This window comes from Microcoleus sp. ARI1-B5, from assembly GCF_036705795.1.
Taxonomy (GTDB): domain Bacteria; phylum Cyanobacteriota; class Cyanobacteriia; order Cyanobacteriales; family Microcoleaceae; genus Microcoleus.
Window position 1 is genome coordinate 249,901 of record NZ_JAUBVK010000007.1, and the last position, 21,400, is coordinate 271,300.

The following is a 21,400-nucleotide window of genomic DNA, read 5'->3' on the forward strand; positions in this document are numbered from 1 at the left end:
TCATAGCTTTTAAGGTGCGTCTGCTTTGAGATTTTCGATTATTGATACAATTGTCGAAGATGACACACCCTACGATTACACAGCTCATCAACCAAAATTCAACGGATCGACATCAATAGTTAAACTAACAGAACGCGGCGTGCGTGAAGCGAAGCTATCCCGAAGGGAATCGCGCAACCCGATCAAATCCGACAAATCCAGCGACTCATCCAAAGGCAACTTCAGCAAAATCTGCCAGCGATAGCGATTCGCAACCCGCATAATCGCCGCCGGTGCAGGCCCCAACATCTCGCAGCCAGACGCCGGAAATCGATCGATATAATCGCGACAAACAGACGCCAACTGTACCGCAGTCACCGCAACCTCCGCCGCATCAGCACTACTCAACCGCAACAAAATCAACCGCCCCGAAGGCGGATAATTCAGCGCCGCCCTTTCTGCTAATTCCGTCTCCACAAAACCCGCATATTCGTGCCGCCTCACAGCTTGAATTACCCGATGTTCGGGAGTATAAGTTTGAATAATTACCCGCCCCGGATCGTCGCCTCTGCCCGCACGGCCCGCAACTTGAGTTAATGTTTGAAAAGCTCGTTCGCTGGCCCGATAATCCGATAAATTCAGCAACCCATCAGCAGACACAACACCCACCAATGTAACTTGAGCTAAATCTAACCCCTTCGTCAGCATTTGTGTACCCAGTAAAATATCAGCTTCCCCGTTGGCAAATTGAGTTAACAATCGGCGGTGGTCGCCCTTATTTCTAGTAGTATCGCTATCAAACCGAATAGTCCGCAATTCGGGAAACAATCTGGTTAATTCCTGTTCCACTCGCTGAGTGCCGCTGCCGAAGTTTTTGAAGTAAGGAGAACTGCATTCCGGGCAGTTTTGAGGGTGTCGTTCCGTGTGGTTGCAGTAGTGACAGCGCAGGATTTCTGCTGTGCCTTCGCCGACGTGGTGATAAGACAGCGAAACATCGCAGTTAGGGCATTCCATCACGTAGCCGCAACTCCGACAAGACACAAACGTACTGTGTCCTCTGCGGTGAATAAATAGGATGCCTTGCTGTTGTCTTGCTTGCAATTGTTCCAACGCATTTTGCAGCGAAGTGCTGAAAATCGAGCGGTTCCCTTGCCGCAATTCTTGGCGCATATCGACTACTTCCACGGGCGGCATCGGGCGGGAATAAATGCGATCGGGCAATGATAAATAATGGATATTTGGTAACGAGTAATAATCTCGGCGCGTCCCGACAAAAGTCTCTAATGCTGGCGTTGCGGAACCTAAAATTAAGGGACAATTTTCTAATTCGGCGCGCCATTTGGCAACGGTGCGGGCGTGGTAGCAGGGGGCTGGTTGGTCTTGTTTGAAGCTGCTGTCGTGTTCTTCATCGAGGATAATTAAGCCCAGGTGAGGTAAAGGCGCAAAAATGGCCGATCGCGTGCCGATGACAATTTGCGGTGTTCCAGTCAGCATCTGACGCCATGTATCGTAACGTTCGCCGTCGGATAGGGCGCTGTGGTACACGCAAATTTGCTCGCCGAAACGGGCGCGGAATCTGTCTGTAAGTTGCGGTGTCAGCCCGATTTCCGGGACGAGCACGAGGGCGGATTTGCCGCTGGCTAAGATTGGGGCGATCGCCTGCAAATACACTTCGGTTTTCCCGGAACCTGTAACGCCGTGCAGCAGCACTTGACGGAATCCCGAAAAAGAGTTAATAAACGCTAAGGCTTGAGCTTGAAAATGAGTTAAAGTTTTTGGTGTATCTGGTAATTGAGAAATTCCGCGATCGCCCCTGAGAACTTCCCTTTGATCGATGACAACGCTACCTTTTTGTTCCAAATTTTTGACAACAGAAGAACTCGCGCTGCAAATTCTCAGCAAATCGTTCATCCACATTTCACCGCCGCCGCGCCGCAAAACTTCCAATACTTCTTGTTGCCGCTTCGTTAAATCTGTGACAAATGCACTAGCAATTAATGTCACTGCCGGTTTGAGTTGTGGTTTGGGAGGATTGGGCGGTTCTAAATAACTTTCTACCCAACCGCGTTTCAATAAATCTTTCAATCCCCGATAACTTCCCTTAACTTGCCCCTGGAGGTATTTCCAAGTGTAATCGCCGTTTTTTTGAGCTTGCAGCAACTGCAAAATTTGACTCGCGGCCGGATTGAGAAATGTTTCGGCATTCGGAGAAACGGCGCTTTTAATTAAGCGAATTCGGCGCACGGAACGGCTTAACAAACCGGGCGGCAGCGAGGCTCTAATTACTTGAATTAATGGCGTGCAATAATAGGCGGATACTCGTTCTAGCAATTCCCAGTAAGTAGGCGGAAAAAAGCCCGTACTGACAACATCTTCGACATCTTTAACCCGCGCCGGATCTAAGTCTGCCGGCAGTTTAGAAATGAACCGAATCGCGATCGCCCCTACCTGTTGGCTGCCAAAGGGTACACTCAAAATATCCCCCGGCTGCACGTTCAATTCCGCAGGTAAGCGATAGGTAAATAACTTGTTTTCCTCCCCAGGCGAGTCCCCCGCACCCCTGAAAGGAGAGTCCACCAACACCTCGATCCACTGTGCAGGCGCGGTGGGGCGCTGTGGCGGTTCGCTGCTGCCGTAGGATGCCCCGGCCTCTGCCGCTGAGGGGGTTGATAAACCAAAAGTGACAGTAGACATAGGGTTGCACATCATACTAGGAGGAGCCGCGGTCAAAGGGAGTTTTTATTATCCCTCAGTTTAGCTCGATCTAGCAGTCTTCAATTCTATGAAATACTGTAGGGACACGGCGCCGTGCCTTTTGTCGTGTAAACTTAACCTCAAACCTTTAGTCCGGCAGGGGTTTAAACCCCTGCCTCAAAGCAAAAGTCCTCTTGCATAGGACTGATGAGTTCTTGAGTCCTCTTTAGAGGACTTTCGCTATTAGCCAGGGGTTTCAACCCCTGGCGGACTGTGGGTTTAACACGCTTGTTGACACGATGAAGGACACGGCGCCGTGTCCCTAACCGATATCTGTAAATTAGTCAACTGAAAACTGCTATATTAGCTGCGGGATTTGGCGATCGGAATCTCGATCGCAAATTCAGTCCCTTCTCCCACTGCGGAGGTGCACTCCAACCTCCCGCCGTGTTTTTCCACAACAATTTGATAACTAATTGACAGCCCCAAACCTGTACCTTGACCTACTGGTTTCGTCGTAAAGAAAGGGTCAAAAATTTTGGCTTTCACTGCATCATTGATTCCCGGCCCATTATCCTTAATACTGATTTTCACCCAATCGGTTTCTTGAAGAGATGTACTAATTATAATCTGCCCGTGAGAGGGATTTTTAGGGTTGTATGACTCCCCCTTTTCTGTATGGTACAAAGCATATATGGAATTACTCAAAATATTCATAAATACTTGATTTAGCTGTCCAGCATAACATTCAACTCGCGGCAAATCTCCATAATTTTTGACAATTTCAATTTCATAAAAATTAGGTTGAGCTTTGAGAACACTCTGTAAAATCAAAAGCGTGCTGTCAATTCCCTCGTGAATATTCACTGGTTTCAGGTCAGATTCATCCAAGCGAGAGAAATTTCGCAAACTTAGTACAATTTCACGAATGCGGTTAGTACCAACCTTCATTGAAGACAATATTTTCGGCAGATCCTCGCCGAGAAACTCCAGATCGCTATCCTCAATCAAATCTGCAATTTCAGCAGTGGGATTCGGATATTCCTGCTGGTACAAATCGATTAAACTTAATAGGTTGTGACTGTAGTTACTAACGTGAGAAAGATTGGCGTGAATAAAATTAACTGGGTTATTAATCTCGTGAGCTACACCAGCGATCATTTGACCCAGCGAAGACATTTTCTCTGTTTGAATTAGTTGAGCCTGGGTTTGCTGTAAATCTTGCAGAGTTTTTTTGAGTTTTTGAGCTTGAGCAGTGGCAGTGGCAGCAAGTTTATCCTTAAGTTCCAAGGTTTGACGCAGTTCTGCTTCAGCGTGCTTGCGCTTGGTAATGTCAAAAATTACTCCATCAAGCCAGAGAAGATCGCCGTTTTCATTAAATATGCCTTGACCTTTGTCTGACACCCATCTCACAGTCCTATCCGCTCGAATGATGCGGTACTCGATGATATAATCCCGTTTTTTTAATATTCTTGTAGCGATAATTCTTGTTACCGTTGCTGCGTCTTGAGGATGGATGATGCTGTTAAAACTTCGCACTCGATTGTTCATAAAATCGGTGGCGGGGTAGCCCGAAATTTCTGCGATCGCATCACTGATAAACTCAATTTTCCACCCCGAATCGAATACCCATCGATAAACGGCACCAGGGAGATTGGAAACCAATGTTCGGAATCGTTTCTCGCTTTCTTGCAGCATCTCGGTATGGGACTGAATGCGATCGCCCATGTGGTTAAAAGCGGCTGCAATCTGAGCAAGTTCGTCAGAACCTCCCAGTTGCGCGCGATCGCCCAAATTTCCTTGGCTGAAGCTATTGCTGGCTGCAACCAACCTCGCAGCGCGCCCTGTCAAGGTTTGATCGAAAAACAACCAGACGATCGCGCAAAATAAAGCTAATCCAATACTCGTTTCTGTCGAGCGCTGCAAAGCATCTGCATAAGCTTGCTGCTTGACTAACAAAATATCATACTCTACCAAAAGAATGCCGACTCTCGAAGGGCGAACTTCACCCGGCTTAGCCCCCAACAAAACCGGATAAATTGCCCAGGTACTCTCTCTATTTTGAGCAAGCTTGACTTCTCCTGACATCTTTTCCCGAACTTGGGAAAATTCTTCTGGCAAATAGTTAGGTAATGAGATTTCGCCGATCGGGCGATTCCGCAATTCGTAACGGGTTGCCAAAATTATGCGGTTATTTTCATCACAAAGTAAGGCCAAGCGGATATTGCGATCGCTCCCCAACTTGCTAATTGCGATTTCCACTTCCTCAACATCTCCTCTGCGGTACAAATATTCCAGCATTCCTGAGATTTGATTTGCGGAAAACTTTAAATTGCTAATTCCATGTTCTTCTTGCCGGCGGTCCGACTGATCTACCTCCCGTTGAAAAGAAAATAAACCAAATAAACTACCGAAAATCAGCAGAATCAAAGGAATTGATAAACGCAGAGAAAAGGGAAATCGTTTCATTGTTACGAATCAAGTAAGCGAGCCTGAATAAACTTAACTACAGAATTTGTCAACTCAAGACTCACACTTATTTCTAACAATTCCGAGAAACACTTGAGTTCACAACTTCACATTTTTGACCAACCTCTCGTCCAACAAGGGAACGGCATCTACAGCTTTCGGCAGCAATTTATTTTCTAACATCACTTGAGACAGTCGCTTGACGCCATCCAGCCATGAGGGGTCTGTTTTTCCTAGTAATTTTTGGTTTTCTTGGAGGTTGGGACTGCTCAGCCCCTTTAAAGATTCCAAAAATTGCTCTGGAGTCACTCCTGTACGGGGAGCCATGCGACTCGCAGCATCCTGGGGATTTTTTGTCAAGTAATCTAGGGCGCGAAACCGACCGTCAACTAAAGCCTGCAAAGCCTTGGGTTGCTTGTTAATTACCTCCTCGCGTACTATCAGAACATCGACAATTTCACCGGGAATTTGCGAACTGTCAAACAGTAGTTTTGCGCCGGCTGCGAGCAGCTTTGTCCGAGCAGAGCCAAAGGTAACAACAGCATCTATACTTCCCTTTTTAAAGGCTCGTTCATGTTCTGATACTCCTAAAGAGACAATTTTTATATCTTGAGGTGACATACTTTTTTGTTCTAAGGCACGGGTAATTATGAATGCTCCTAGTGCAGTAGATTCGACCCCTACAGGTCGGCTTTTTAAGCCTTGCAAATTTTGAATCTCGGGTTTTCCGAGAATCACATCCCCACCGTTAGAGAAATCCATTACAACTACAATTTTTACGTCGGGATTGGTGGCTGCCAATACCAAAGCTTGATCGATGGATATACCGGCTGCTTCAATTTCTCCATTTCGATAGGCTCGTACCTCTTCTGTACCTGAAGGGTAATCTACTAATCGAATGGGGGTATTATCATAGTAGCCTAAACTGCGAGCCAAGTACAGAGTTTCATAGCCTGGCCAAACATTGGCACCGACTCGCAAAGGGGGTTCTGCTTTGGTGCAACTAGCTAATATGGCTGTACACAGGGTTACTGCCACAATGCCAAGCGTAAAGCTTTTTTTGAGTTTCCGGCTCAATTTTATCCAAAAGTTGAGGTCAAATATCTGAAGATTTATCAACATATACTTAGGTAGGCTCCTGGTTATTCATTAGTAAATTATACTTAGAGGCTGGTACTTAATTTAAGGTGTTGCGATCGCCGCCTATATTAACCAATTTAGCCAAGAGAAACGCCGATCGCAAACTTGTAACAGCGGCTTGAAGGTGAATAATTGGCCTGCAACAAATTGCCTGTGACAAACAACTTTGTAGACAACCCGCGCCGACGCACAAGTATTAAGTTGGGCTGCGAAGTTTGACTGCGAAGTGAAGCAGCGACTACCAAGCTGGAGACGGTTCGCAATCTCCCAAACACCAAGGAAATCATACCATTCCCGATCGATTTAACTCCAATGTGTCGATCGCACTTACACAAGGGCGCCATTGTGTGCTAAGAATTACTACTTGCGACAACATCGACGCAGCAGTTTACATTTGGAGAGTATAGGATGTCAGGTAGCGAAGTCCGTGCAGACTTTTGGATGAGCGAGTACATTACCCCTTGGGATATTTACGTTCACGGCGTCATCGGCGTGCTCGCTTACAAAAAAACTGCCTACCAGGAAATGTACGTAGTTCAGACCGGTACCTACGGTAAAGGCTTAGTTTTAGACGGCAAATGGCAATCTTGTACAGGCGACGAGTTTCTGTACCACGAACCCCTCGTGCACCCAGCGATGATTGCTCACGGTTCGCCCAAAAAAGTGCTCGTTCTCGGCGGCGGCGAAGGAGCTACAATTAGAGAAGTGCTGCGCTGGAAAACAGTTGAAAAAGTCGTGATGATCGACATTGACGGCGAAGTAGTAGAAGCTTGTCGCGAACACCTGCCAGAAATGCACCAAAATGCCTTTGACGACCCCCGCTGCGAAGTAGTAATCGGCGATGCTTTGGACTATTTAGACAACACTGACAGCGATTGGGATATCGTCATTTCTGACTTATCCGATCCCATTGAAGAAGGCCCATCTTTCCAGTTGTTTACCAAGGAGTATTTTGAGAAAGTTCGCAAGATAATGTCGCCTGACGGATATTTTGTAGTGCAAGCGGGCCCAGTTTCTCCGGCAGAAATGAAAATGCACGCCCGCATTGTCAACACCCTGAAATCGGTTTTCCCCAACGTTCAATCCTGCACCAGCTTTATTTCTACCTACGGAGCTCCTTGGGGTTTTGCCGTAGCTTCAAGCGAAGAAATAAACACGCGGCCAGAACCCGAAGTTACCGACAAATTGCTGGCGGAGAAAACAACCGGCGGGTTGCGGATGCTCGACGGGATTACCCTGTTGGGGTTGATGCAAGTTCCCGGTCACTTGCGGCGGGTAATCGCCGAGGAAACCGAAGTTTACACGATCGCAGCACCGCCTAAGTTTTTCGGGAAAGGCTCTGTCGGTCAGTGAAGTTAAATTGAAAGAGAAAAGTCGTTTGGAGTAACTGAGATGGGCAATTTAATCCGCATAGTCGCTGCAATTTTTCTTCCCCCTCTGGGCGTATTTTTGACTGTTGGGATTGGCGGTGATTTTTGGATCAACCTGGTTCTGACATTTTTGGGATTTATTCCCGGGGTTGTTCACGCTATTTGGGTAATTGCCAAGCACGATCGGGGCTAGGTTGAGACCAAAGATATTGACTGTAGGGGCGGGTTCACTAACAATATATGTCACCAGCCCGGGGATATATAAACCCGCCCCAACCCAACAAATAACTAACAGCCTGCATCAATTTTGATGGTCATGCAATAATGCAGGTTGATATTGTTTGTGGGGTGGGGCGGGTTTATGTAAATTGTTGGTTGGTGTTTGATATTGTTGGTGAAAGGGCCCCTACGATATTTGGGTAGATAGGGAAATAGGGATTGATTTTGAGGTAGATTTGATATTGTCTGTGGGGTGGGGGCGGGTTTATTTAAATTGTTGGTTGGTGTTAGATATTGTTGGCGAACCCGCCCCTACGACAATTAATTACTGATAAAATCGATTTCTTGGCAAACCAATTCAGCGATTTTCTGCGCCGCCCCAGATTCGCCGCGAACACTGCGCAGCCGATCGCCAACGAGTGCTAATTTATCAGGATGGCTCAAATAGTCGATCGCCAAATCAGCCACAGCATCCGGTTCCAGCCGCCCGATCAACTCCGGCACAATCTCCTCCCGCGCCCAGATATTCGGCCAAGCATAAAGCTTTCCCGAACCCAACTGCAAGATTGCCCAATTAATCCCCGTCGCAAAAACAGAACCAACTAACGGCAAATTTGCCAACAATCCCGGCAAACCATCCCAAGCCTTCATCGCATCCAATTGCTGCGTCGGAATCAACACAATCATCGGTACAGCTAACGAACCCAATTCCGCAGTATTCGCCCCCACAGTAGTCAAACACAGACTGCATTGTGATAGCAAATCGTAGGCAGGAGTCTCAGTCCAAAGTTCTATTTGTAAGCCATTTGCTGTCTGCAAAAACGGCGATTCTGTTAAATGCAGTTCGGCGCTAGCGTTGGCAAATAAATGCAAGCAGGGATTTTGTTCGGGGTCTGCAAAACGTGCTATAGTTTGCACATCTATGGTAGGCGCAACCGGAATTACAAAGCGCGTTTGAGGGCGGATGCGGTGGATCGATTGGGCGATCGCCAAACACAGCGGTACACCTAAAGCTAATTTTGCCGCTTTAGAACCCGGTAACAATCCAATTAACTCTATTTTTGGAAGAGACAGAGCCTCTGGATATGCGTTTCCAGGCTCTTCCTGGGAACGAGGTAAATGAGTTGATTTGCGATCGCCTACTTCTGCGATCAAATCTCCGACAACTGCAAATTTACTAGCATATTTTTGGGGAACTTTAGCAAAAACTTCAGATTTCATCGCCGCAAACTTATCAATCCAGCGATACCACCGCGCATCCCATTCCGCATAAATAACAGTGCGATATTTTAGCCTTTTGCCGATCGCAACTGTAAAAAATTGGTCGCCGCCTAAAAACAACACAACTCCCTTTCGGTGCCAGTCCCAATTTTGGGCAGTTTTGCCCGACAATAAGAATGGAAAAAAATGCTCCGGTGCTTGCACTCTGTCCACTTCTGGGTAGTTAGATGCGATTTGTGCTTCTTTCCCCGTGGCGTGCGGACAGGGGGACAGCACCACCGAGATTCGCGCTTCTGTGCCCCTGTTTGCCAATTGCTGGCGCAATGCTTGCACGGCGGGACGCACCCAAGTTGCTAATTCTCCTGGCCCGTTGGAGAGGATTAAAATATCGACTGTCATAGGATTTAAGATTTGAAAGGATGCAACGGAGAATTTATGACAGATTTAATTGATGCCGTCAAGATGGGTGATGTTGCGGCTGTAGAATGTGCGATCGAACAGCGTGCAGATATCAATGCCAAAGATGAGGAAGGCGCGACGGCTTTGACGGCTGCGGCTGAGGCTGGCAATGCTGAAATTGTCAAAAAATTGCTCGCTGCGGGTGCGGATGTCAACAGTCAGGATAATGACGGGTGGACGGCGTTAATGAGTGCTGCTGCTGCCGGACATACCGAGATTGTACAGCTTTTGCTGGAGGCGGGGGCGGATGTGAATGCTAAAACTGCTTTTGGTTTGACGGCTTTGATGAGTGCGGCGGGTAGCGGGCGCACTCAAGTTGTGGAATTTTTGATCGATCGAGGTGCTAATATCAAGGCTAAGGATAACAATACTTGGACTGCGTTAATTTGGGCGTCTTCGGAAAATCACAAAGATGCTGTTGAGGTTTTGAAGCTGGCGCGCGATCGGGCTTAATTATTCAAGAAACCCGGTTGCTTGGATAAACCGGGTTTCTCGTTGCTATTAATTGCTTTCTACCCCAGCAAGAAAGGACTCTGCGCAAGGTAAGTGCTAGGAAATGTCAGTTGTTTCAAATTCAATCCAGCACCTCCCTCAAGAATTGCAATTCTATCTCCTGCTTTTGAGATGACTAAATCTGCACCCACTGGAGATATTTGATAGTTACTGAGTTGACCTGATAGCTGGAGTACATCTCCCTGACTGGGGTTGAAGTCCCGAATCCGAGCCTCCCCCGGGCCTAAATACAATTCTACAGTGTTGAGGGAGAAGCTAGTAACCGACTGCGGAAGTTGATAAGCAAAAATAAAAGTATCAGCACCTTCGCTGCCAATCAAGGTATCAAATTCGTTGCTACCGTAGCTCAAATAACGGCCATCAAAGTCAACTCCAATAATTGTCGATTTTCCCTTGCCAAAAGCAGTCACAACATCATTCCCAGAAGTCCCGACAAAAGTTGCAGAGCGATTTGTTTCAAATTGCCCAACTTTTGTATACTGATCGAGACCTGAAGCAAAACTTCCTGCTTGAACAGCCGCATCAACATCGGGATTGTTTGCTAAATATCCAGCTTCCCAAAAGTTATCCAATACAGAAACTCGATCGAAAATCAAGAAATTGGGTTCCCGATTTTCTAGAAACGGCATATTCGCAACACCCTCGACTTCAGCAATCACTGGGACAATCCTAGAGCTTGGTAGTCCATCAATCTCAAAATTTCCAGAAGCGTTAAACTGATAATTGTAGCCCCCTCGCGTTCCGGCTAGGCGGATCTTATCGGCTTGGGGGTCAAAGTTTTTAATCGTAGCTGCGCCACTGGCGACGATATACGAGCTGTAGAATCGATCCTCCTTCACACCGAGAACGAAAGTATCACTACCTTGACCGCCAATGAGCGTATCGCGATCGTTACGAGGGGGTAAACTTTTTTCATAAACTCTATTTCCCGCTGCATCTAAAGATACTTGAACGCCAGTGATTTCAACTTTTCCTACACCAAATCCCGTTACAATGTCAGTGTCTTTAGTCCCGACAAATGTAGCCGATCGCGCTGGCTCAAATTGTCCAAATTTCCGGTAGTGTTCCCCACCTGTTTTGAAAACTCCCGCCTTGACTGCTGCTGCTACATCGGGGTTTTTCAGCAAGTATTCTGGTTCAAAAAAGGTGTTCGCATACAGACCTTCTTTGGCTCCGAATTTGACAAAGTGCTGAAATCCTGATTTGAAAGTGCCGTTCTGTACAAACGGCACAAGTACGGGGTATCGTTTTAAATAAAATGCTTCGTCGTAGTCAAGCGATACTCGCGTGCGGCCTTCATCGTAACCAAACTGGATAAAGTGGTCTAAACCAGAAGCAAAAGGCGCGTTTGGATTGCTTGAGTTGCGGATTGAGGGAACAATATCTGGATTTTGAGCTAGATAGGTTTGTTCGTCAAAGTAACGCGATACTGCGGTGAGGCCACCAGCTTGACCAAATTTTTCAAAGTGTTCTCTGCCAGATTTGATGATTCCTGCATCAAGTGCTGGTTTCAGCCACGGATACTGTGAAAGATAGTATTGTTCCTCAAAGATGTCATAGTTTGCCATGATTTTTAGCTCGAGCTTAGTCTGCTTACTTGTCAGTTAAACTTGACCAATATTAGTAACTATACTAGCTCATTATGTCAAGTTAAGTATTATCAAGCGCCATTTTGTATTTGGCTGGTAGACACAAAAGGGCTCTCGCCGGAAAACTCAAAAGCCATCAATCATCAGTATCAACTCATGGCCAATGACTAATGACTGATGACTGATGACTGATGACTAATTACTAACCAATCAAGAAAGTACCATTACTCTTAGACTCTAGGAATTGCAAATTCAAGTTTGCTCCTCCTTCAATCACGCCGAGGACATCTCCAAAACGCTGGATTGACAAATTGCCACCAACAGGAGTCAGACTGTAGCCGCTTAAAGAATTTCCTTGCAGTTGGATCAAATCGTCTGCTGCGTTGAAGTTGCGAATCGTAGCTTGACCGTTACCCGTATACAGGGCTGTCGCGGAGGGATTCTGGGCCGCTGCTGGAACTCCGAGGACGAATGTATCAACTCCCGGGCTGCCGATCAGGACATCGAACTCATTGGTGCCAAAGCTTTCATACTGCCGGTTTCCGTTGCGATCGATACCTACTTCTACTCCAATCAGTTCCACATTCCCCGCACCAACACCAGTTATAACATCGTTGCTGCGGCTGCCGACAAAAGTTGCGGAGCGGCTGGGTTCGTTTTTCCCAAAATTGAAGAAGTGTTCCCGACCGGTTTTCAAGGCTCCAGAGTTGACAAACGGCACAATGTCGGGGTTTTTCTTTAAGTATTCGGGTTCAAAAAACGAAGTTCCAAAACGACCTTCTTTTGCCCCGAATTGAATGAAATGCTGGTATCCTGATTTGAAAGGTCCATTGGGGCCTATAAACGATCGCAGCTCGGAGTTGTTTGCTAAATAAAAATCTTCGTTGTATTCAGGCGATACTTGAGTGCGGCGCTGTCCTTCATCGTAACCGAACTGGATAAAGTGATCGAGACCGGTTGCAAAAGGCGCGTTTGGATTGACTGTGCGGACGAAGGGTGCAATGTCTGGATTGCCGGCAAGATAAGTAGCTTCGTCAAAATAACGCGATACTTTAGTTAAGCCGGCGGCTTGACCGAATTTTTCAAAGTGTTCTCTCCCGGATTTGATGATGCCTGCATCAATGGCCGGCTTGACCCAAGGATATTGTGAGAGGTAGTATTGTTCGTCAAAAATTGCGTAGTTAGCCATGTTTTCCCCCTAGGGTTTTGATGAGCCTGACAATTAAGAGCAATTAATTTCACCGGCGCTCGATCGCCGATCGCAAACTTACACAATCCAGACTTTCTGAAACTGTTTTAAGTTCCCGGCAAAAATATCAAATTTTCTAATAGCGCACTCATCCGAACGGAAAGTTTAACATTCGGAACTCATCCTTTTCTGCGGTTAATTAATTGCTCGATCGCCTGTTTAATGAGTTCTACAAACTTGGGAACTTTTCTCAGGAGCCTTTTTCTCAAAGATTGGTTGATTGTTTATTTTTTTTTACTTTTTAATATAATACACAGTATGAAATTTTTGTCAAGTAAATTTTTGTAAAAATAATAGGGAGTGTTTGCTCAAGGAATTTATAAAATAATGTAACGAAAAATAGCAATAAATTTGTCGAATTGTGTCATATGCAGGCTCAAATCACCTAATGGCAAGCGTTTTCTGGTAAAAATGCTTATGGGATAAAAAATTCCCGATTGCCGAAAACAGCATCTTAAAGGAGCCTAACCGGATGTTCACTCACGTCAAGCCCACCATTCGCCACGTCGTGCCGGAAAACTTGCAGGGGCGATCGCTCATGAAGGTGGTCTATGTCGTACTGGAACCGCAGTATCAAAGCGCCCTGTCCGCAGCGGTTCGATCGATAAATAACAAAAATCCGAATCTGGCAATAGAAATCAGCGGCTACCTGATCGAAGAACTCCGCAGCCCGGAAAATTACGAGGCCTTCAAGCGGGATGTGGCAGATGCCAACGTATTTATTGCTTCTCTAATTTTCATCGAAGATCTGGCCGAAAAAGTGGTAGCGGCTGTGGAACCGCTGCGCGACAGCTTGGATGTCGCCGTCGTCTTCCCGTCGATGCCGGGGGTGATGCGGCTCAATAAAATGGGCAGTTTCTCGATGGCGCAGTTGGGACAAAGCAAAAGCGCGATCGGCGAATTCATGAAAAAACGGAAGGAAAAATCCGGGAGTTCCTTCCAAGACGGAATGCTGAAACTGCTGCAAACTTTGCCGAAAGTCCTGAAATATTTGCCGATCGACAAAGCCCAAGATGCCCGCAACTTCATGCTGAGTTTCCAGTATTGGCTGGGAGGTTCCCAAGAAAACTTGGAAAACTTCTTGCTGATGCTGTCACATAAATACGTATTCAAAGGCCAGGAACAGTTAACTTTTCAAGAACCTGTTGTCTACCCCGACATGGGGATTTGGCATCCTTTGGCCCCGTCGATGTTTGAGGATGTAAAAGGATATCTCGCCTGGTACAATGCCCGCAAAGATATTTCCGCAGACCTCAAAGACCCCCTCGCACTTTGCATCGGTTTAGTGTTGCAGCGCACTCACTTAGTCACCGGAGATGACGCGCACTACGTAGCAATAGTGCAGGAATTGGAGGCAATGGGGGCGCGGGTGGTACCGATTTTTGCCGGCGGTTTGGACTTCTCGAAACCCGTTGAAACGTTTTTCTTGGAAGTTGGGGCCAAAGGTGTGACACCGCTGCCGATCGTAGATGCGGTGGTTTCTCTGACTGGTTTTGCGTTGGTTGGCGGCCCGGCGAAACAAGATCACCCGAAGGCGATCGAGACTTTGAAAAAGCTAAACTGCCCTTACATGGTGGCTTTGCCGCTGGTTTTCCAAACGACGGAAGAGTGGGAAAATAGCGATTTAGGCTTGCACCCGATTCAAGTTGCTTTGCAAGTTGCGATTCCTGAGTTGGATGGCGCGATCGAACCGATTATTTTGTCGGGTAGAGATGGCGCAACTGGAAAGGCGATCGCCCTGCAAGATAGAATCGAAGCAATTTCCCAGCGCGCCATGAAGTGGGCAATGCTGCGCCGCAAACCAAAATTAGATAAAAAAGTTGCGATCACAGTTTTCAGTTTCCCGCCCGACAAAGGCAACGTCGGAACAGCCGCTTACCTCGACGTTTTCGGCTCGATTTACGAAGTATTGAAAGCCCTAAAAGGCAACGGTTACGACTTGCCAGAACTGCCTGATTCCGCAGAAAAACTGATGCAAGAAGTCATCCACGACGCAACAGCCCAATACCAAACTCCCGAATTAAATGTTGCTTACCGGATGTCGGTAGCTGAATACGAAGAATTCACTCCTTACTCGGAACGCTTGCAAGAAAATTGGGGCCCGCCTCCGGGACATTTGAACAGCGACGGACAAAATTTGCTGATTTTCGGCAAACATTTCGGCAATGTGTTTATCGGAGTGCAACCTACTTTTGGATACGAAGGCGATCCGATGCGGTTGTTATTCTCTCGTTCCGCCAGCCCGCACCACGGTTTTGCTGCTTACTACACTTATTTAGAGCGCATTTGGGGTGCGGATGCGGTGCTGCACTTCGGCACTCACGGTTCCCTAGAATTCATGCCCGGTAAGCAGATGGGAATGTCTGTGGATTGTTATCCCGACAGTTTGATCGGCAAAATTCCTAACCTCTATTATTACGCCGCCAACAATCCCAGCGAGGCAACAATTGCCAAGCGCCGCAGTTATGCTGAAACCATCAGCTATCTGACTCCTCCGGCTGAAAATGCTGGTTTGTACAAAGGTTTGCAGGAACTCAGCGAGTTGATTGCTTCTTATCAAACTTTGAAAGATACTGGCCGGGGCGTGCCGATTGTTGATGCGATCGTCGAAAAATGCCGTTTGGTGAATTTGGACAAAGATATCGCCCTACCTCCCGAACAAGAAAGAGGGGTTGCTGCGGGCATGACTTCGGAGGAACGGGACAATTTAGTTGGCTTGGTTTACCGCAAGTTGATGGAGATTGAGTCGCGGTTGTTACCTTGTGGTTTGCATATTATCGGTAAGCCGCCGACTGCTGAAGAGGCGATCGCAACTTTGGTGAATATTGCCAATTTAGACCGCGAAGAAGATGGACTTGTCAGCTTACCGCGAATTATCGCTAACAGTCTGGGACGCGATATCGAGGAAGTTTACACAAATAGCGATCGAGGCATTTTAACAGATGTCGAATTGCTGCAAAATATCACCTTAGCTTGTCGGGATGCCGTTGGCGCTTTAGTGAAGGAACAAACCGACGCTGAGGGCAGAGTTTCCCTTGTTTCTAAGTTGAATTTCTTCAACATGGGCAAGAAAACACCTTGGATTGATGCCTTGCACGCCGCCGGTTACAAAAAAATCGATCCAGAACCGATTAAACCGCTGTTTGAGTATCTGGAATTCTGCTTGCAGCAAGTTTGTGCCGATAACGAATTGGGCGCTTTGTTGCGCGCGTTGGAAGGCGAGTTTATTCTGCCTGGGCCCGGCGGCGATCCGATTCGCAACCCGGATGTTTTGCCGACTGGCAAGAATATGCACGCTTTGGACCCGCAGTCAATCCCTACGACGGGTGCGGTGAAGTCTGCTAAGGTTGTTGTCGATCGCTTATTAGAAAGACAGCGCCTCGATAACGGCGGAAATTACCCAGAAACGATCGCCGTCGTGTTGTGGGGAACCGACAACATCAAGACTTACGGCGAATCCCTCGCGCAAGTAATGTGGATGGTAGGAGTCAAGCCAGTTCCCGACGCTTTGGGCCGGGTAAACAAACTCGAATTGCTTTCTTTAGAAGAGTTGGGACGCCCTCGAATCGACGTAGTAATTAACTGTTCCGGCGTATTCCGCGACTTGTTCATCAACCAAATGAATTTGTTAGATAAAGCCGTGAAAATGGCAGCGGAAGCCGACGAACCGTTAGAGATGAACTTCGTCCGCAAACACGCCCTGAAGCAAGCGGAAGAAATGGGAATCAACCTGCGACAAGCAGCAACCCGCGTATTTTCCAATGCTTCCGGTTCCTATTCATCTAACGTCAACTTAGCGGTAGAAAACAGCACTTGGGAAAGCGAAGCTGAGTTGCAGGAAATGTACTTAACCCGCAAATCCTTCGCCTTTTCTTCCGACAATCCCGGAACAATGGAACAAGACCGGCAGATTTTTGAATCATCCTTAAAAACTGCTGATGTCACCTTCCAGAACTTGGATTCGGCGGAGATTTCGCTAACCGACGTATCGCACTATTTCGACTCCGATCCGACTAAATTAATCGGCAGTTTGCGCGGCGACGGGAAGCAACCGGCATCCTTTGTAGCTGATACCACCACTGCGAACGCGCAGGTGCGGACGCTATCAGAAACCGTGCGTTTAGATTCGCGCACAAAGCTGCTGAATCCGAAGTGGTACGAGGGGATGTTGTCGCACGGCTATGAAGGCGTGCGCGAGATTTCTAAGCGTCTGGTGAATACGACTGGATGGAGTGCGACTGCGGGCGCGGTAGATAATTGGGTTTATGAGGATGTCAACACTACTTTTATCGAAGATGCGGAAATGCAGAAGCGTTTGCTGAATCTGAATCCTCATTCGTTCCGCAAGATTGTCAGCACTTTGCTTGAGGTGAACGGCCGGGGTTATTGGGAGACTAGCGAGAGTAATCTCGATCGCTTGCGCGAGTTGTATCAGGAGGTGGAAGACCGGATTGAGGGGGTAGAATAAGATAGTTTGAGGCAGGCTTTCGGGCCTGCCCTACGTTTTATTTTGGGTATACAAAACGACTATCATCAGTCATCGAATGAGTTGAATATTGTACTTTTTAACCATTTGGGCAGAGACCATTCATCTTGCCAAAGTATGTTATGTTTTTTGCTGTAATAGGTCAATCCTAGTTTAGACCAATACTTTCTCATAATGAGTTGGCCTTTAGTTTTAGAGTATTTACCTTCTAAATCATTCATAGGTATAGGATGACAACTTACAACTTCTCCTCTAGCGAATAGTTCTAAGAACAACGCTAATGCTTGAAGAGCATATCCATGTCCTCTAAACTCAGGTTTAATAAAAATATAATCTATATAAAAGAGATATCTGCTACCAGAAATTTTTTGATAATTTGTTTTATTTTCAAATAAAAAATTAGCCACATGAAATAAATCCGAATCCATGTCATCTGCAAAGCTCACTAATCTTCTGGGTGAATAAGCTAAATCAAATCTGTGTGCTAGTATATGACCTAGTTCTATATCTTTTTCTTCGTCAGTTTCCTCATCATAAAAATCTGTTTTAATCAGTGTCTTGAAAGGTGTTATTAATAAGTCGTGCCTACTAACAATATAAGCAGTTGGTTCAATTTGAAAATACATAACAGTAAATTAAATAGAAGATTAGATTTCAGTTAAAGAAATTAAGGATAATTATAGCAGGTCGATAAACGTTTCGCAAGCTTGTACGCTCGCGATCGTCTTTCCCTGCATCGCCCCTCCGGTTTCCCCCTAATCGGACTTTGGCGACTATTTTTGCATAAAGTGGTGTTTGTTTCAGTCTCAAGTAGTCTTGACACGAGATTAGCTCACACTCTTGACAATGATATCATTTTGTGATATCATTACTTGTTTAAACAACAAATAAAATATTCATGGAGCTAAATAATAAACAGCGTAAAATTTTAGAAGCAATTTTTACAGATCCTATACCAGCTAATATTAATTGGCAAGATATTGAAAATTTATTTACAGCGCTAGGTGCTACTATTACTCAAGGACAAGGTTCGCGGGTTCGCATTTTATTAAATGAGGTTAGAGCGGTATTTCACGAGCCACATCCTCAAAAAGAGACAGATAAAGGAGCAGTTAAATCTGTGAGGGAATTTTTGATAAAAGCGGGGATTGAACCATTATGACTTAGCTCTTAACGGAAAAATGATTGCCGATCGCCCAAATCAACAATGGTATTAGCATAAAATCGATCGCAAGTTTAAATTATTGAAACAGGAAGATATATTACAGCCATGATGACTTACAAAGGTTACAGTGCTAGCATTGAAGTAGATTTAGAAGCGGAAATTCTTTTCGGGCGAGTTCTCGATATTAATGACGTAGTGACTTTTAAGGCTAAAACTATTGAAGAAGCTCGGCAAGAATTCCAAAACTCTGTTGATGATTATTTAGAGTTTTGCAAAGAATTGGGACAGGAACCGGATAAACCTTTTTCAGGTAAACTTCCCTTCCGCACTACTCCAGAAAATCATCGCAAAATCTTTATTGCAGCAAAGAAAGCTGGCAAAAGTATTAACAATTGGATGGATGAGGTTTTAAGTAGAGCAGCCGATCGAGCAATTAATACTTAATAAGTCAAAAGCTCAAGCTTATCAATGTTGAAATAGAATCGCAGGCGATCGCCCTTATTTTCCTTAAGCGCGATCGCCCAAACCGATCGCTCTATTTTGATTTGATAGAAAATCGCCCTCAAGACTTACTCGATCTGCTACCATCCTTAATAAAGGTCGTTTAGCCCGCTATAAAATACCGCTATGACTACCCTCACCCTCAACCTCAACCCGATTATTAAGCTGACAGACGAGCAGTTTTTTCAACTCTGTCAAGAAAATGAAAATATTAGATTGGAACGCACGGCTAAGGGAGAATTAGTTATCATGTCACTAGCCGGAGGAGAAACTAGCAGCAGCAATGCAGGATTAACAGCACAGATTTGGAATTGGAATGAGCGAAATAAATTGGGCAAAGTGTTTGATTCCTCAACAGGTTTCAAACTTCCTAATGGTGCAAATAGATCACCTGATTCTTCTTGGGTAAAATTAGAACGCTGGGATGCACTAACTCCAGAACAGAAAAAGAAATTTCCCCCCATTTGTCCTGATTTTGTAGTCGAGTTAATGTCTCCCAGCGATAGCTTGAAAGAAACTCAGGATAAGATGAAAGAGTATCGAGATAATGGTGCGCGTTTGGGTTGGTTAATTAATCGCAAGTCTCGACAAGTTGAAATTTATCGTCAGGGCGCAGAAGTTGAAGTGCAGGAGTCGCCTGCTAATTTATCAGGTGAAGATGTTCTTCCCGGATTTGTGCTGAGTCTTGAGTCGATTTGGTAAAGGGCGATCGCGCTTACAGAATCAGCTACCGTAGGGAAACGGTAGTGCCATCTCCGGCGCCAGCACGGATACGGACACGGCATAATACCCGGCGGTTGAAACCGCGTCTATACAGACAAAACCCGACGGGAGCGGGTTGAAGAAGACCAGTTGAAATTATCTTATTTTCTTCAGTCCGCGTCGGCGGACTTCGTTTGACAAGACGCGGTTTCAACCGCCGTTTCATCTAATTAATTTGACATCAATTAGAAAGATACCGACTTTGCACATACTGTCTCAACACGGGATTCAAACTAAACAAAGTTATCTTTTCCTCTTCCATTGCATCCAATAAAAACCGATTTCTGAGCGATCGCACTGCATTGACTATCTCTGACGGCGACAACGGTATTTTGTTAAAAAAATGAGACACAGCAACGGGTTCAGCTTGACTGGCAAAGTGAGTCACCACTGCCAATTCCGGCTGAGTCAAGCGCTGAAATTGTTGAGATAACTGAGATTGCAACCCTTCATCTAAAATCGGCATCTCGCACTGCAAAAACTCAGCCACCCTACCGCCAAATAACTCTTGAATCAGCGTTGCAGTTAACTCCAACCACAGGGGATTGCCTTGATAAATATCAATCAAAGTTTCCCATGTTTCCTCATCGGATAACTTTTCTGACTTCAAAATATCTTTAGCTGCTACTCCTAAACTTCCCAATACAAAACATCGCACGGGATGATTATCTTTTGATAATCTGGCAATTTCTCTGGGTTTTTCCCAACTATTCAATATCAAACAACTTTGATGGCAAACTTCGGCAATTAGTTTAAAAAATAACTGATAATCTTCATATCCAGTTTTATATTGTCCCGCTAGTTGTCCGCTGCCCAAAAGCATCTGCACGTCATCGAGGACAATCAGACATCGGTTTTTTCGCAGGTAATCGAGGATTTGGGAAATTTTGGTTTCGATGCTTTGGGGAGTTTCTGATTGTTGGGAAAAGATTTGCAGCAGGTTGGTGAGGGTTGCATCGAGGGTGGGGGAAAAGCGGAGGCTGCGATAGATGACGTAATCGAAGCCGGTTTTGATGCGATCGATTAGGGCCAGGGAGAGGGTTGTTTTGCCGATGCCACTGATTCCTAGGATGGCGATTAGGCGTGTGCGATCGCCCGTTATCCAGTTTTCGAGGGTGGAGAGTTGGGAAGTGCGATCGAAAAAGGTGAATATTTCCGGTGCGTCGCCTAAGTCTATGTGGAGTTGTTTCGGAGTTTGTTGGGGGTTTGGGGGTTCTGTTGGACTTCTCCCCCTTTCTTGACAAATATTGAGGTTGTTAATCGCTACATAATCTCTACCTACTCTACCGATGGCTGATGAAAAGTTATCAAATTTCGCTTTTTCTAATATTGCTCTAAAATTTCTTTTCGTAATATCTTCTCCCAATCCCTCTGAAAATATTTGCCATAATTCCGAACCGATATCTCTGGTATGACCTTCACTGGAATGAGTCGCTTCAGCAATTTGTGGGTATGTTCGACCTTGGAATGTCCCTTCAAGGATAGCTTTTTGCAGATAGTCTATATGTTCTCCCGTCTTCGCGAAGATGAGCTCGTCCGCGAGTTTTAAGACTTCTGCGATGTCCATAGGTCAGTTGTGTGCTG

General features: G+C 45.9%; 16 protein-coding genes. 7 read left to right on the plus strand and 9 right to left on the minus strand.

Annotation, left to right across the window (positions count from 1 at the left end):
* Window positions 1–87: 87 nt before the first annotated feature.
* The 4 genes from priA to QUB63_RS14190 form a co-directional block, all read right to left on the minus strand.
* Complete coding sequence (gene priA, locus QUB63_RS14175; RefSeq protein WP_332945890.1) at window positions 88–2,673, minus strand: primosomal protein N'; 2,586 nt, start codon at window positions 2,671–2,673, stop codon at window positions 88–90.
* 363 nt (window positions 2,674–3,036) lie between these two features.
* Window positions 3,037–5,142, minus strand: a complete 2,106-nt coding sequence (locus QUB63_RS14180; RefSeq protein ID WP_332945891.1) for an ATP-binding protein — start codon at window positions 5,140–5,142, stop codon at window positions 3,037–3,039.
* A gap of 99 nt (window positions 5,143–5,241) precedes the next feature.
* Complete coding sequence (locus QUB63_RS14185; protein WP_332945892.1) at window positions 5,242–6,264, minus strand: ABC transporter substrate-binding protein; 1,023 nt, start codon at window positions 6,262–6,264, stop codon at window positions 5,242–5,244.
* Between the two features lie 95 nt (window positions 6,265–6,359).
* A complete protein-coding gene (locus tag QUB63_RS14190; RefSeq protein ID WP_332945893.1) occupies window positions 6,360–6,626 on the minus strand; it encodes a hypothetical protein in 267 nt (88 codons plus the stop codon).
* Window positions 6,627–6,690: 64 nt separating this feature from the next.
* On the opposite strand from QUB63_RS14190, the gene QUB63_RS14195 reads away from it, so the two are divergent.
* Complete coding sequence (locus QUB63_RS14195; RefSeq protein WP_332945894.1) at window positions 6,691–7,635, plus strand: fused MFS/spermidine synthase; 945 nt, start codon at window positions 6,691–6,693, stop codon at window positions 7,633–7,635.
* Window positions 7,636–7,674: 39 nt separating this feature from the next.
* On the plus strand, window positions 7,675–7,845 hold the full coding sequence (locus QUB63_RS14200) for a YqaE/Pmp3 family membrane protein (protein WP_332945895.1): 171 nt from the start codon (window positions 7,675–7,677) through the stop codon (window positions 7,843–7,845).
* 347 nt (window positions 7,846–8,192) lie between these two features.
* Here QUB63_RS14200 and QUB63_RS14205 read toward each other — a convergent pair whose 3' ends face one another.
* Window positions 8,193–9,491, minus strand: a complete 1,299-nt coding sequence (locus tag QUB63_RS14205; RefSeq protein ID WP_332945896.1) for a lipid-A-disaccharide synthase — start codon at window positions 9,489–9,491, stop codon at window positions 8,193–8,195.
* A 36-nt stretch (window positions 9,492–9,527) separates the two neighbouring features.
* Here QUB63_RS14205 and QUB63_RS14210 point away from each other — a divergent pair, with 36 nt between their 5' ends.
* Complete coding sequence (locus tag QUB63_RS14210) at window positions 9,528–10,004, plus strand: ankyrin repeat domain-containing protein (RefSeq protein WP_332945897.1); 477 nt, start codon at window positions 9,528–9,530, stop codon at window positions 10,002–10,004.
* Window positions 10,005–10,063: 59 nt separating this feature from the next.
* On the opposite strand, the gene QUB63_RS14215 is transcribed toward QUB63_RS14210, so the two are convergent.
* Both QUB63_RS14215 and QUB63_RS14220 read right to left on the minus strand, forming a co-directional pair.
* On the minus strand, window positions 10,064–11,632 hold the full coding sequence (locus QUB63_RS14215) for a hypothetical protein (RefSeq protein ID WP_332945898.1): 1,569 nt from the start codon (window positions 11,630–11,632) through the stop codon (window positions 10,064–10,066).
* Window positions 11,633–11,855: 223 nt separating this feature from the next.
* Window positions 11,856–12,842: a calcium-binding protein gene (locus QUB63_RS14220; RefSeq protein ID WP_332945899.1), complete on the minus strand. Its 987-nt coding sequence runs from the start codon at window positions 12,840–12,842 to the stop codon at window positions 11,856–11,858.
* A 532-nt stretch (window positions 12,843–13,374) separates the two neighbouring features.
* Between QUB63_RS14220 and QUB63_RS14225 the strand changes: the two genes are divergently transcribed.
* Window positions 13,375–17,370, plus strand: a complete 3,996-nt coding sequence (locus QUB63_RS14225; protein ID WP_332945900.1) for a magnesium chelatase subunit H — start codon at window positions 13,375–13,377, stop codon at window positions 17,368–17,370.
* Window positions 17,371–17,435: 65 nt separating this feature from the next.
* On the opposite strand, the gene QUB63_RS14230 is transcribed toward QUB63_RS14225, so the two are convergent.
* Window positions 17,436–18,014, minus strand: coding sequence for a hypothetical protein (locus tag QUB63_RS14230; RefSeq protein WP_332945901.1), 579 nt, complete (start codon window positions 18,012–18,014; stop codon window positions 17,436–17,438).
* Between the two features lie 272 nt (window positions 18,015–18,286).
* On the opposite strand from QUB63_RS14230, the gene QUB63_RS14235 reads away from it, so the two are divergent.
* From QUB63_RS14235 to QUB63_RS14245, 3 genes are all read left to right on the plus strand, one after another.
* A complete protein-coding gene (locus QUB63_RS14235; protein ID WP_332945902.1) occupies window positions 18,287–18,550 on the plus strand; it encodes a type II toxin-antitoxin system HicA family toxin in 264 nt (87 codons plus the stop codon).
* Between the two features lie 108 nt (window positions 18,551–18,658).
* Window positions 18,659–18,997, plus strand: coding sequence for a type II toxin-antitoxin system HicB family antitoxin (locus QUB63_RS14240; RefSeq protein WP_332945903.1), 339 nt, complete (start codon window positions 18,659–18,661; stop codon window positions 18,995–18,997).
* A 183-nt stretch (window positions 18,998–19,180) separates the two neighbouring features.
* Window positions 19,181–19,756 carry a Uma2 family endonuclease gene (locus QUB63_RS14245; protein ID WP_332945904.1) on the plus strand — a complete coding sequence of 192 codons (576 nt, stop codon included), beginning with the start codon at window positions 19,181–19,183 and terminating at the stop codon, window positions 19,754–19,756.
* A gap of 241 nt (window positions 19,757–19,997) precedes the next feature.
* Here QUB63_RS14245 and QUB63_RS14250 read toward each other — a convergent pair whose 3' ends face one another.
* Window positions 19,998–21,383 (minus strand): ATP-binding protein, encoded by a 1,386-nt coding sequence (locus QUB63_RS14250; protein WP_332945905.1) that lies wholly within the window; start codon window positions 21,381–21,383, stop codon window positions 19,998–20,000.
* Window positions 21,384–21,400: the final 17 nt, after the last annotated feature.